Source organism: Kitasatospora sp. NPDC001664, assembly GCF_053596675.1.
The window spans coordinates 21749-33856 of sequence record NZ_JBSFGS010000036.1; the positions used below are offsets into that span (position 1 = coordinate 21749).

At 72.6% G+C, this 12108-nt stretch carries 18 protein-coding genes; 2 read left to right on the top strand and 16 right to left on the bottom strand.

The features are described 5' to 3' along the window. Nucleotides 1-36: 36 nt before the first annotated feature. From ACWCYY_RS34870 to ACWCYY_RS34900, 7 genes are all read right to left on the bottom strand, one after another. A complete protein-coding gene (locus ACWCYY_RS34870) occupies nt 37-456 on the bottom strand; it encodes an ATP-binding protein (RefSeq protein ID WP_449798318.1) in 420 nt (139 codons plus the stop codon). A 167-nt stretch (nt 457-623) separates the two neighbouring features. Beyond that, entirely contained in the window at nt 624-1472 is an 849-nt protein-coding gene (locus ACWCYY_RS34875; protein ID WP_449798319.1) for a helix-turn-helix domain-containing protein, read from the bottom strand. A gap of 27 nt (nt 1473-1499) precedes the next feature. Continuing rightward, a complete protein-coding gene (locus ACWCYY_RS34880; protein ID WP_449798320.1) occupies nt 1500-2021 on the bottom strand; it encodes a DUF6879 family protein in 522 nt (173 codons plus the stop codon). Further along, a complete protein-coding gene (locus tag ACWCYY_RS34885) occupies nt 1996-2259 on the bottom strand; it encodes a hypothetical protein (RefSeq protein WP_449798321.1) in 264 nt (87 codons plus the stop codon). Before ACWCYY_RS34885 ends, ACWCYY_RS34880 begins: the two co-directional genes overlap by 26 nt. 230 nt (nt 2260-2489) lie before the next feature. Next, a complete protein-coding gene (locus tag ACWCYY_RS34890; RefSeq protein WP_449798322.1) occupies nt 2490-3278 on the bottom strand; it encodes a hypothetical protein in 789 nt (262 codons plus the stop codon). A 103-nt stretch (nt 3279-3381) separates the two neighbouring features. Beyond that, the gene (locus tag ACWCYY_RS34895) at nt 3382-3900 is read right to left on the bottom strand and encodes a hypothetical protein (protein ID WP_449798323.1); all 519 of its coding nucleotides are present in this window, start codon (nt 3898-3900) and stop codon (nt 3382-3384) included. 183 nt (nt 3901-4083) lie between these two features. Continuing rightward, nucleotides 4084-4497: a hypothetical protein gene (locus ACWCYY_RS34900; RefSeq protein WP_449798324.1), complete on the bottom strand. Its 414-nt coding sequence runs from the start codon at nt 4495-4497 to the stop codon at nt 4084-4086. A 231-nt stretch (nt 4498-4728) separates the two neighbouring features. On the opposite strand from ACWCYY_RS34900, the gene ACWCYY_RS34905 reads away from it, so the two are divergent. Together ACWCYY_RS34905 and ACWCYY_RS34910 are read left to right on the top strand one after the other, a co-directional pair. After that, on the top strand, nt 4729-5529 hold the full coding sequence (locus ACWCYY_RS34905; RefSeq protein WP_449798325.1) for a ParA family protein: 801 nt from the start codon (nt 4729-4731) through the stop codon (nt 5527-5529). Continuing rightward, nucleotides 5526-6452, top strand: a complete 927-nt coding sequence (locus ACWCYY_RS34910) for a hypothetical protein (RefSeq protein ID WP_449798326.1) — start codon at nt 5526-5528, stop codon at nt 6450-6452. Before ACWCYY_RS34905 ends, ACWCYY_RS34910 begins: the two co-directional genes overlap by 4 nt. A gap of 117 nt (nt 6453-6569) precedes the next feature. Here the strand turns inward: ACWCYY_RS34910 and ACWCYY_RS34915 are convergent, their stop codons facing one another. The 9 genes from ACWCYY_RS34915 to ACWCYY_RS34955 form a co-directional block, all read right to left on the bottom strand. Beyond that, a complete protein-coding gene (locus ACWCYY_RS34915; RefSeq protein ID WP_449798327.1) occupies nt 6570-6872 on the bottom strand; it encodes a hypothetical protein in 303 nt (100 codons plus the stop codon). 74 nt (nt 6873-6946) lie between these two features. Beyond that, entirely contained in the window at nt 6947-7702 is a 756-nt protein-coding gene (locus ACWCYY_RS34920; RefSeq protein WP_449798328.1) for a hypothetical protein, read from the bottom strand. Nucleotides 7703-7745: 43 nt separating this feature from the next. Further along, on the bottom strand, nt 7746-8087 hold the full coding sequence (locus tag ACWCYY_RS34925) for a hypothetical protein (protein ID WP_449798329.1): 342 nt from the start codon (nt 8085-8087) through the stop codon (nt 7746-7748). Nucleotides 8088-8202: 115 nt separating this feature from the next. Beyond that, entirely contained in the window at nt 8203-8700 is a 498-nt protein-coding gene (locus ACWCYY_RS34930) for an AAA family ATPase (protein ID WP_449798330.1), read from the bottom strand. Between the two features lie 21 nt (nt 8701-8721). Further along, nucleotides 8722-9207, bottom strand: a complete 486-nt coding sequence (locus tag ACWCYY_RS34935) for a Pycsar system effector family protein (protein ID WP_449798331.1) — start codon at nt 9205-9207, stop codon at nt 8722-8724. Then, a complete protein-coding gene (locus ACWCYY_RS34940; protein ID WP_449798332.1) occupies nt 9204-9701 on the bottom strand; it encodes a protein kilB in 498 nt (165 codons plus the stop codon). Before ACWCYY_RS34940 ends, ACWCYY_RS34935 begins: the two co-directional genes overlap by 4 nt. After that, nucleotides 9701-10363, bottom strand: coding sequence for a hypothetical protein (locus ACWCYY_RS34945; protein ID WP_449798333.1), 663 nt, complete (start codon nt 10361-10363; stop codon nt 9701-9703). Before ACWCYY_RS34945 ends, ACWCYY_RS34940 begins: the two co-directional genes overlap by 1 nt. A gap of 182 nt (nt 10364-10545) precedes the next feature. Beyond that, nucleotides 10546-11214: an OB-fold nucleic acid binding domain-containing protein gene (locus ACWCYY_RS34950; protein WP_449798334.1), complete on the bottom strand. Its 669-nt coding sequence runs from the start codon at nt 11212-11214 to the stop codon at nt 10546-10548. 127 nt (nt 11215-11341) lie between these two features. Continuing rightward, complete coding sequence (locus ACWCYY_RS34955) at nt 11342-12013, bottom strand: hypothetical protein (protein ID WP_449798335.1); 672 nt, start codon at nt 12011-12013, stop codon at nt 11342-11344. Nucleotides 12014-12108: the final 95 nt, after the last annotated feature.

Below are 12108 nucleotides of genomic sequence, written 5' to 3' on the forward strand. Positions count from 1 at the left end.
GGGAGGAGTAGAGGGCCGCCCCTGCCAGCGAGGGATTCAGGCCGGGCCGGGCGGGCGGGTGCGCAGGTCTGCGTGCACGGTCTTCCCGTAGGGCTCGACCATGACGCCCCACTGCCCGACGGTCAGGTGATGCACCAGGGCGAGGCCGCGGCCGCACTCGGCGGCCGACCCGGCGTCGATCCGGCAGGGCATCGCCCGGGAGCCGTCCCGGACGCTGATCCGCACCGACCGGAGGGTGAACCGCTGGAGGGTGACCGTCATCGTCAAGCGGCAGCCCGTCTTCACCGCGTTGCCCGCCAACTCGCTGACGACGAGCTCGCCTGCCTCAACCAGGTCCTCCAGCCCCCAGCGGTGCAGAGCGGTGCGCACCAGGCGGCGGGCCGCGGCCGCGGACTGCGGCTCGTACGGCAGCAGCGCCTGGACGCGGTTGCCGTACGAGCCGCTCGCTCTGGTCACAGCGGGCCTGACCGCCACTGCCGCGGGGGCAGCATCGGCGGCGGGCGGAGCGGGCACGGTAGGTGCGGTCACGACGGTCCCCCGCTCTCTCATCGACAGCTGCGACGGATCGACGGTAGGGAGCGGGCAGGCCGCGCCTCAACGCGTTTGCACACGTTTGCAGGAATTCACCCCAGGGTGTCGGCGGCCCGCGCGATCAGGGCCCGCGCCTCGGCGCCGTGGACCGCGAACTCCCGCAGCCGGTCGAACGCGCTCGCGTACAGCGCGAGCTCGGTCGGGGTGGTGATGGTGACCTGGGCGGAGAGCAGCTCCACCCCGGCCTGGCCGTCGTCGAAGATGTTGAAGGTCTCCACCGGCCACATGGTGCGGGTCGCGGTGAAGGGGATGACGCCGAGCGAGACGGCCGGCAGCGCCATCGCGGCCAGCAGGTGCTCCAACTGCTCGGCCATCGTCTCTGCGGTGCCGAGGCGGTAGTAGAGGACGGACTCCTCAATGAGGATCGCGAAGCGGTGGTTGCCGGTGCGCACGACCCGGGAGCGGGCCAGGCGTGCCTTCACGGCGTCGGCCACGTCGTCCGGGGTGCGGCGGAAGTCGGCGACCGTGGCCAGCAGCGCGGTGGCGTAGGCCTCGGTCTGCAGGACGCCCGGCACGACACGGGAGGAGTAGGCGCGGAAGCGCCGGGTGCGCTCGTACAGCGGGGCGGCGGACTCCTGGAGGCGGCGCAGGCCGGTACGGGTGAGGCGGCGCCACTCGACGTACATGGAGTCCACGGCGCGGTTGGCGGCGATCAGGTCGTCGGCCTGGTCGTCGGCGTCGCAGGCCCGGCACCAGGCGCGGATGTCGGCGTCGGAGGGGGCGGTGCGGGCGTTGATGATGCGGGAGGTCTTGGCGCCGTTCCACCCGCACCGGGCGGCCAGCTCCTGCCCCTGCAGGCCGGCGTCCTGCATGATCTCGCGCAGCCTGGCGGCGACGGCCAGGCGGGCTTCCTGGGCGCTGGAGGACGGGGAGGCGGGCATGGTGCTGGTCGTCCGGTCCGGTTTGGGTCAGAGGGTGTACTGCTCGTGCGGGATCGCGCGCGCCCAGACCGCCTCGAAGGCGTCCTGGCAGAGCTTCGCGACGGCCGGCTCGTCGCGCATCTCCGGCCCGGCGGAGGCGCCGTCGCCGGTGAAGTGGTTGAAGCGCACCAGGCGGCCGTCGAACAGCCAGAAGTCGTTGCCGGGCAGGGCGAGGTCGGAGGCGAAGCGCCGGGGCAGCCAGCGGACCTGTTCGCCGGCCGCGATGTTGGTGAAGGTGCCCGAGTGCTCGAACCGGATGTAGTCGGTCACCGGCTCGGAGACGATGCGCGCGCGGCGGATCTCGACACCGCGCGCGACGGAGTCGGAGATCAGGTCGAGCCAGGGCCGCCACCAGGTCGAGCGGTCGTCGGGGTCGAGCCGCACGCCGGCCTGCCACTCGGCGAAGGGGCCCTTCTCCTTCTCCACCCAGTAGGAGTCCCGCATCTCCAGGTGCACCGCCGAGTGCCGGGTGCCGGCCAGCAGCTCAGAGAAGTCCGGCACGTTCGGCATCGTCGAGCGCCTTCCTGATGATCTCCGCCATGCGCAGCGGGATGCGGGTCACGTTCTCGTGGTCGGGGGTGCCGACGGCGTGACCGGGCACCCACTGCGTACTGCCGATGGTCGTCAGCAGCTCCTCGCCGGGCCTGTAGCCCTGGAGGACCAACTCCTTCGCCTCGTCGTCCACCCACACCATCGGGCTCTCGTCGTCACCGGTGTTGGGGTCGACTCCGCTGAACCGTAGCGTCATGATGCCCTCCCGTACCAAGTCGGTTGCGCGGCTTTGCACGACGCTCCACCCACGGGTGACGACCCGTCAAGAGCGCACAGGAGCGGGCGGGCGGCACACGCCCAAAGGCCCGGGGCGAAGGATCGGAGAGTGTGGCTTAGGTGTCGGCTCGGGCGGACGATCCGGCGCGGGTATTGGAAGTGGCGGCGGGACCACGGACGCAGGCCCCGCCGCTTCCGTTCCGGGCTGCGTCAGGTGGCCGTCCAGCCGGTGCTGGGCGTGTAGGTGAACCGGGGGTCTGCCAGGACTCGGGCAACCTCCCAGCTCTGAGCCTTGACGCCGGCGGCGATCCGGCCCCGGGTCAACGGCGCGTTGGTCCGGCCCTGGTTCTCGGTGACCCAGTCGAGCACGGTGTCCGTCGGGTCGTAGCCCACGGGCCAGTCGGGGGCGGCCAGCAGCGCGCGGTGAGCAGTGACAAGCAGGTCGCGCCAGTTGTCGATCGAGGAAGCGGTCGGCTTCAAGGCTTCATCACGGTCCAGTAGCTGTGCCAGGGCCGCCCGGCCGTTGCGAAGCACCTCTCCCGGCGGGAAACCCTCGTGGGAGAGGGAGGCGGTCACGGCGATCCCCAGAGTCAGCAGGATGTCCCGGACGAGGTTGTTGACGGCGACTGCGGCCTTCTCCAGCGATTCGGCGTGGCGATCCGTGTACTGGTCATGACTGCCGCTGGCCACCATGCGCAGCCGCAGGCGGGTCACCTCGTTGAAGTCCCGGGCGAGTTCGGCGAGCGTGATGGTGTCCTGCGCGTTCTGGCGGGCGAGCGCCAGGTCCGCTTGTCCGTACGGGTCGGTTGTTGGCTTGGCCTGGCTCACCTCGTACTGGTACTGGTGGGCTTCCAGCAGGTTGAAGAGGACGGCCCCGAAGCTCTCGAAGTCGTTGGACTGCGTTGCCCCGTTGTCGATGTCCTCGGCGGCCAGATCGGTGGCCAGTTCGTGCAGGGGGTACAGGGCCTTGGTGACAGCGCTCTCCGTCATGATGGCCATGCTTGCAGCCTGAGCCGGGGTGTGGCGGCCCGATCACAAGATTGGTACCCGGCGCTGACGGGGCCTTGGCCGAGGTTGTTCCGTCCCCCGTCCGCCGGCCACCTCAGGAGGTCTGGATCTTTCCCTGGGCGATCAGGCCGCCGATGTAGCCGGGCCAGTCCCGTTCCATCGTCTGCTGCATGAACATCCGGGCGGCCTCCCGCGCCTGGGGCGTCACCTTCTCGACCAGGCCGTCGGAGAAGTAGATGGTGGCTCCCTCCCGGCTGGAGTCGGCGAGGATCGCGTGGTGGTAGGCGCTGAGGGTGAGGAACAGGCCGAGAACTGGCGCGTTCTCCAGCTCGCGCAGGCCGCCTTCCCAGTCGGTGCCCCGGCGGCCCCAGTCGCTGCCCTTCCCGTCCAGCCAGAGGGTCAGGTCGCTGAAGAACACCAGGCGTCGGTCAGGGTGCTCCTGCTGGTACGCATCCGCGACGGTCAGGATGTCCGCAGCGTCCCGGGACACCATCTGCCGGGGTACCAACGAGGGTGCGAGCGTCTGAGCGCACTCGCGGTACGGGCCCTCGCCCTGCGGCCACGCCAGAGCGTAAGCGAGCCAGTAGCCGGGCTGGAGCAGGGTCTTGGACACAGTGGTCCCCTTCGCCGTGAATACGAGGCCCAGGCCACTGCGCCCGGACTGGCCCACCGTAGCGAGAACACCACCGAACGTGTCCGCGAACGGGCGATCCGGACCGGTGGCCGCGCCGTGCTCCGCGTACTGCCTGTGGCCGGGGTGCGACGTTCTCGCCTCGGCCCACGGGTCTTCGGGTGCTTACGTGGTGGGCAGGACTGCGGACCTCTCCAGGGACCGCTGTGCGAGCCGGATGAACGGGACGAACTCGCCGTCGGGCAGCAAGTACGGGAAGACCCGTCCCAGATGCCAGGCCACGGTGAGGCCCGGGTGACCGCGGTCGTCGTAGAGGTCGCGGAAGGCGCGGTGAAGACCGTGGTCGAGGTAGTCCGAGTAGATCCCGGTCAAGAGTCGGGCCGGCTGCTTGGAGTCCAGATCTGCTTCGATCGCGACACGGAAGAACGTGGCCAGCATGTCGGCGGGAAGGGCTTCGGCGAGCACGTTGGTGACGCCGACAGCGGCCTGGTAGGCCGCAGGAACGGCGGCTCCGAAACGTTCACGCATCAGGTCGTTGAGCGCTGTCCGAAAGAGCATGAGGTCAGGGATGGTGTCCATGGGGCCAGGAAGCCACGCTGCCCAGGGGCCGCCTCCGGCGACTCGCCGGGACGAGCGGCAAGTCAGACAAGCAGAGCGGGCTCCGGCGCGCGGACGGTACCCGGCCTAAGAGCCGGGCACCCGAGAACTCGAAGGTGTGACACACCTGCTGCCGCTTCTCTTCGCCAGGTGCCCGCCAGATAGCCTGCCCTGCGTGACTTCGGTGGAGCTGGTACAGAGGGGCAGGGCAGCATGAGCAGAATCGTGGCGGTCTACAGCGAGAAGGGCGGTGTCGGCAAGAGCGCACTGTCCGCTGGCCTCGCCGCCGCTGCTCGAGCCCGCATGCTCGCCGTCATCGCTGGCGACCTGGACCCCCGTGGCACGTTCACCGCCGAGTTGGGCATCTCCTCCGAGGAGCCGCCGGCCTTCACCATGAACGACCTGCTCGCGCTCGACCCGAAGGGCGTGCCCGGCCTCGCGGCCGATGCGCTCGTTGATGCCTCCGAGGCATGGTCCGGGGTACGGCTCGTTGCCGCTGAGCGGGCGTTGGCCAACCGGGAGACCGACAACGTCTCGGTCGGGATGGACTTCCGGCTGCGGCTGGCGCTCAAGGGCGTCATCGGCCCCGAGGCGGTAGGGATCCTTGACCTACCGCCGCGCGCCGGCGGCAAGCTCGTCACGGCGGGCCTGGTAGCCGCGACCGATGTCGTCATCCCAGCCACCCTGGACGAGGACGGCCGGATCGGCACCCAGGAGGCCCTGGCCACGATCAAGCTGGTGCAGGACCTCGGGATGAACCCGGACCTGCGCATCGTCGGCATCGTCCCTTCGATCGTCCCCGGCGGGAACAACGCCTTGAAGACGACCATAGGGAAGCACCTGGCCGACCTCTACGGCGACCTGTTCCTCGGCGATCTCCCCATCCCCCGCCACTCAGTGCGCCAGCAGAGCCGGTACGCCTGCGTGCCGATCACCGCCGCCTCCGGCAAGGAAGCCGCCGCGCTGACGGCCGCCTACGACCAGGTCCTCGTCGCCACGGGAGCAACCGCATGAGCAACAAGTTGATCGCCGCCGGCAACAGCCGCCTCAAAAAGGCCGACGACTCCAAGATCGACCCGGCCGTGCCCGCCGCGCTGCAGCAGGAGGCGGCGGCGAAGGAGCTGGCGAAGACGACGGCGCTCTTCCTCGACGGCGCGCAGAACGGGGCCGAACGAAGCGTCTTCGCGGGAGGCCGCGTCCTCTCCTCCGACGACATCCAGGGCACCCCCGAAGAGCAGCTCGACTTCGTCACAGCACGCCTGGCGGAGATCGACAGCATCGGCCAACGTGCTGACGACTTCGTTGTCCTCAACAAGGGCGTACTCCTGGAGACCGCCCAGCAGCGCGAACTCCACAAGGTGGCCGGCAACTCGAACTTCGCCGCTTGGGCGGGTGAAGTGCTCGACATCGCGGAGAAGTACGTCTTCGAGCTCCTCAAGGACGCGAAGCGCATCCGGGCCCTGGCGCAGCTGCGCCCGGAGCTGCGGGAGCAGCTTCCCCAGGCGTCGGCCCGGAAGGTGATCGCCGATGTGATCACCAAGTCGGGTGCTGAGCTTGCCGAGGCGGTCATCGAGGAGGGTCAGAAGCAGGCCGCCGGAGCGGGCAAGCAGCGGCCGACAGCCGCCATGCTTCGCGAGATCGCGGACATCCTCACGGACAAGGCGTCGATTCCGTCGCAGTCCGGCGGTGCTCCGGATGCAGGCTCCGCGCCAGCTTCGGTGCTGCCGCAGCTCCTGCCGTTGAGCAAGGCGACTGCGGAGCTTCACGAGCGCGCGTACAAGCCTCTCGCACCGGCCGCCGTGAAGGCCGCCGCCGAGGCTGACCCGGTGGCGCTTGGTGGCTACCTGGACAGCCTTGAGGAAGAGCTTCACCGGGTGCAGGTCCGTATCACCGCGGCGCGGAAGCTCATCCCCGTCGACGCCGAGGTTGTCGACTAGCCGAACGGAGCCGAGGTAAGAATTTCTTACCTCCCCGAAAACGCAGAAGGGCCCACCCCGAAAGGTGGGCCCTTCTCTGCTACGCAGTGCGGACCGGGCCGCGAGGGCGGCGGGCGGTCAGGCGCAGTGGGTGGCGGGGTGGCTGGGGTAGTGGCCGTGCAGGAGGACCTGGAGGGCGGCGACCAGGTGGGGGTGCTCGTCGGTGGCCGGCTGGCCGCAGTTCCAGCAGTCGGCCTCCGCCCCGGACCAGCTGACGGTGCAGGTCTCGCAGGTGAAGTGCGGACGCCGGCCGGAGGGGCCGCTGAACGGGTCGCGGTAGACGGCGGCGACGGGCGCGCGCAGCGGCTTGGTGGTGTGGGGGTCGGGAAGGCCGACGGCGTGGTGGGTGCGCAGGGGGCGGCGGTTGGTGCGGCGGCTCATGGCGAGGGTCTCCTGACGTGGCGTGGTGTCCGGGGCCGGGGCGGGGCGGCCGGTGTCGGCCGCCCCGGGGCGGGTTAGAAGGGGGGCTCCTCGGAGTAGCCCCAGCCGGAGGCGGCCGTGACGGCCTGGTGGTGGTCCTCGAGCTCCTGGTCGCCCTCGTCGTCCGGCTCGGCGTCGGGGTCCTGGCCACTGAAGGCGTAGTGCTCGTCCTCGTCGTCGTCCAGCTCGGAGGCGAGGGTGTCGGCCTCCGTAAGGCGGTCCAGGAGTGCGACGAGTTCGGCGAGGGTGTGGACCTCGATGGGGCTCTCGGCGTCGGTGGCCAGGTGGTAGGTGCGCAGGCCGGTGCCGTAGCGGTCGGTGGGGGAGGGCAGGCACAGCAGCCGGGCCCCGTCGGCCAGCTCGCAGGCCGCGCTGCCATCGGCCTGGCCAACCCAGTTGGCGGCCTGGGTGAGGCTGCCGGAGCCGCGGTCGAGGTGGTGGGCGTGGGTGGCGGCGCGGTGGGCGGCGTCGACGGCGGCTTCCGCCGCGAGCTGCTCCAGGGTGGGCGCGGCCACCGGGGCCGGGTCGGTGGCGGTGGCGGTGGCGTAGCCGAAGGGCGGCAGGCCCAGGCGGGCGCGCAGGGGGCGGCGGAGCAGGGTGGTGGCCTGGTCGGTGAGGCAGAGCGCGAGCGCGCCGGCGGCCGCGGTGACGGCGAGGCGGGTCTCCATCGGGCGGGCGGCGAGCAGGCGGTAGGTGGTGAGGCCGGCGGCGGCCCCGGCGAGGACGGTGGCGGCGTTGTCGGCGGCGTCCAGGGCGGTGGCGAGCAGGCGGGCGCGGGAGGTGTCGGTCATCTCGGTGTCCTTCCGGTGGGTGGTGCGGGGGTGGGGTGGGTGGTCAGGTCCAGGCGCCGGTGGGGTCGTCGCTGAACGCCTCCGGCGCGGCCGGCTCCGGCTGCGGGACGGTGGGCCGGTGGTTGAGGAGGACCAGGAGCAGGTCGGCGACGGACAGGACCCCGACGCGCACCCACGGGTGGGGGCAGCAGTCGTAGAGGCCGTCGGTGTCGGTGCCGAACCCGGCATCCGGGCCCGGGTGCGGCCGGTCGCAGGCGGGGGCGATGGCGGGCAGGCCGCCCAGGCGGACCAGGCGCCAGGTGCCGGGCAGCGGCCGGTCGGCGTGCCGCTCGATCTCGCGCTGCGCGGCGGCCCGCAGGGCGGCCAGGTCGGAGGAGGGGTTCATCGTCGGTGGCTCCAGCTCTCGGTGGGCGGCGACCGGCCGGGTGGCCGCGCCGCCCACCGGAGCGGCCCGCCACCGGGCTGGATGCCGGGGCGGGCCGCGGGGCCGGTGGGCAGCGTCAGTACCCGGAGCGGTGCTGCCTGATCTCGTCGAAGCCCTCCCCGGCCAGCAGCTCGCGCGCCGTCCGGGCCATGCGGTGCTCGTAGCGCAGGACGTCCTCCGGCACCCGCCGCTCGGCCGGCCTCGCCGCGTTCCGCTCGACGCAGACCGCCAGCGGGGCGTCGAAGTGCGCGGCGACAACCCGACGGCCGTGCTGCCGGGCCAGCTCCACCAGCTGCGCCCTGTGGTGGGCGGTGGTGGACAGGTTGTCGATGTAGGTGGTGGCGCCCCGGCGCAGCCGGGCGAGGAGGATCTGGTGCTGGAGGAGGACGGCGTCGGCGGTGGCCGCCTGGTCGCCGGGTTCGGCGACGAGCGCGCGGAGGTGGTCGAGGCTGACGATCTGGTGGGCGGGGACGTCTCGCAGGGCCGAGGACTTGCCGCTGGCCGGGCAGCCGATCAGGACGACGACGTCGCCGGGCTGGACGGGGTCGAGGACGGGGCCGGGGGTGGTGATCATCGGGATGGTCTCCATGAGGGGTCAGGCGGCGGTGGTGATCGCGGCGGCGGCGACGGCGGCCAGGGCGGCGACGGTGAGGTCGGTGGACCAGCGCAGGAGGGTCATCTTGTGGTGGCAGATGCCGGACAGGACGCGCAGGCGCTCCAGGCGGCGGTCGGGGGCGAGGTCGGTGAGCAGCTGGTCGGTGGTCTGGGTGGCCCAGTGGCTGTAGGAGCTGCGGTCGGCGGTGCCCAGGCGGGGCCGGATGACGAGCAGGGCGAGGAGGGCGGCCACCGCGAGCAGGCCGGCGGCGGGGGCCAGGAGGAGCAGGCTGGCCCCCTTGGCCTGGGCGAGGATCGCCAGGGAGGCCGAGAGGATCCCGGTGAAGCTGAGGACCAGGCCCCCCTTCTGGTCGGCGCGCGAAACGTCCTGGACGACGTGGGCCAGGGCCTCGGCCAGGTTCCGCTCGGTGCGGTCGACGGCCTGGGCTTCTTCGGTGACCGGGGGCTGGGTCTGGGTGGTGGTCAAGGGGTCTCTCCCGTCGTTGCGTTGCTGCTGGAGGCGAGGTGCTGGGCGGCCGCGGCGACCAGGTCGGCGGCCGCGGCGGAGGCCTTGGTACGGGCGGCGTCGAGCACGGCCTGGTCGGCCGCGCCGCGCAGCGCGTAGGTGGCTTGCGCGGCTTCGGCGGCCGTCGCGGTGAGAGCCGGGGCGAGCATCGACAGCGTCACCAGCGGTGCGGTGATCTCGCCCCGGGTGCGGTGGCTCTCGGAGCGGGCCTCGGCGTAGACCGACTCGTCGGCACCGGTCAGCCGTAGGCGCTCGCGGCCGTACATGGTGCGGCGGTGGGCGGCGAGTGCGGTCATCAGCTCGGTGACCGCCGAGATCAGCTCCCGGCGCCGCTCGCGGGCGGCCTCGGCGGTCCGGTTGGCGCGGGCGGAGAAGTGGGTGATGGCGGCGGAGCTGAGGGTGCCGACGATCGTGCCGCCGACACCGACCAGGGCCAGGGCGAGCTCGGCGGCCATCAGGACTCCTCGCCGCGGGTGAGGTAGTCGGTGGTGGACGTGCCGGTGGTGCGGGTGGCCAGGGCCGCCCGGGTGCCGTCGGTGTCGGGCAGGTCGATCCGGAGGTGGGTGCGGGCGGCGCGCAGCAGGTCGTCGTGGGTGGCGCCGAGGTACTCGGCGAGCGCGAGGTCGGCGGCGGCCAGGGCCAGCAGGTCGAGGCGGTCCGGTCCGTTGGGGGAGGCGGTGGCCAGCCGGGCGAACTCCTCCTGCCAGCGCTCAGCGGTGCGGCGCCGGAGGCTGGTGTCGGTCAGGGTGGACTCCCCGACCCGGCCGCGGCCAGCGACCCAGTACCGCACCGGGGTCTCCAGCGCTTCGGCGTGGAGGATCTCGCGGCGGGTGGACTCCCCCAGGTACAGCTCGGCGTCGGTGACGACCAGGACCTCGTCCGCAACGCCGATCTTCGCGAGGTGCAGGGCGTCCAGCCGCGTCTTGAGGGCGTCGGCGTCGGCCGGGTCGGCCCACAGCTGGTGGTCGGTGCGCATGTTGACGGCCGGGGCGAGCACCATCCTCCCGGCGGCGGTCTCGTGCAGCGCGGCCTCCGCCATCGCCTCCCACAGGCGGGTGGTGCCGCAGATCGTGACGGTGGGCGGGAACAGGTCCGGAGCGTCGGGCGAGTACGGCAACGGCTTCTCCTCGGTGAAGGGGCCGTGCCGGTCCTGCCCGCCCGGTGGGCGGGTGGGACCGGCACGCTCTGGCGGGTGGTGTCTGGGAGGTCAGGGGTCGTGGGCCGGTGCTCGTCGGTGGCGTCACGCAGGCGGGTGACGCCACCGGCAGCGGCCAGGGCCAAGGGCGGGTTCGCCGGCCGTCAGGACGCTTCGGCGCGCGGCCAGTCGGTGAGGTCCTGGGCCTGGGCGAGGTGGCCGGCCGCGAACTCCAGGAGTCGCCGCTGGTGCTCGTCGGGGGTGGCGGGCACGGCTCGCAGGTACTGGCTCGCCGCGAGGAGGTGCCCGCCGGCCTCGCCGAGGCGGCTACCGGCCAGCAGGTGGGCGGCGTCGCGGACCAGCGCGGTGAACGCGGCCGGCGTGCGAACCGGACGCGGCTCGTCGCTGCCCGCGATGTCGGCGAGGGCCATGGCGTAGCGGCCGATCAGCGTCTGCACGGAGACCGGGTCGGCGGCCTGCGGCGGCAGCGCCTGGGGGCGGGTCGGGGCGAGGTCGTGGCAGTAGATCTCCACCTGGTCGCGGCTGCGGGTGTTGATCCGGCCAGTGACGGCCACGGCCTGGCCGGGCTGCACAAACTCCTGGCCGCGCAGCGGCATCCAGGTGCGCGGGAAGACGTTGAGGTCGATCTGCCCGGTGGTGTCGGTGAGCGTGAGGGTGGCCCACTCGTTGCCGGCCCGGTTGGTGTGGAGGCGGGCCTGGGTGATGGTGCCGGCCAGCCGGACCTGACCCTCGGCGCGGCCCGAGGTGCGCAGGTCGGCGATGGACAGGCGGGTCGGCGCCGGGGCCGTGACGACGGTCTGGGTGATGGTCATGTGGTCCTCCGGAAGGTGGTCGGTTCGGCTGGGGGCTCTCGGTGACGCGCACAGCGGCGCCCGCCCGGCCGGCGTGGTGGGCCGGGAGGGCGGGCGCCGCGGTGCGCTGTGTCGGCGTCCGGTTGGTTCAGGCACGGGAGGCGGCGGCCTCGGCGAAGGTCGGGGCCTGGTCGGCCGGAACCCACTCGCCGGCGGCGAGGGAGCGGGAGCTGCCGTAGGCGGGGGTGGTGTGGTCGGCGTAGAAGGGCTCCAGCAGCGGGACGCCGTGGGACCAGTGGTCGTAGTGGCGCCAGGTGAAGCCCTGCGGGTGGTAGTGCTCGCCCTTGGGCAAGTAGGCGATGGTCAGGTCGAAGACCCGGCCGGTGCCGGGGTGGGTCCAGTGGGTGCGGCCGATCTCGGTCTCGGGGACCGGACGGCCGCCCTCGTCCAGGCGCCGGTCCATCCACGAGACGCTGACCAGCAAGCCGAGGTGGTCCCAGGTGTTCGGGTACGGCTGCCCGACGCTGGTGTAGTCGATGTGGACGTCGCGGGCCTCGATGGGCTGGCGGCCGCGCAGCTCGGTGGTGACCAGGTGGGCCCGGCCGGCGGCGATCGGCTTGGTGTACGGGTCGCCGATCCGGCCGCTGCCACCACTGCTGGCCAGCCATCCACGCACCGAGGCGTACACGCGGCCGTCGCGGTCGGGGGCCTCCTCGGTGATCTCCCAGTCGGCGATCACCACCTGGACGCCGTCGGCGAAGTGCAGGGTGCCGTGCTCGGTGTCGGCGATGTGGTGGTCGGGGGTGTTCCAGGAGCGCATCGCTCGTGTCCTTCCTGCGGGGCGGGGCGGGGCGGGGCCCGGCCGGGCGGCCGCGCCGTCCGCCACCGCGCCCCGCCGTTCCGGCCTGGCTGGCC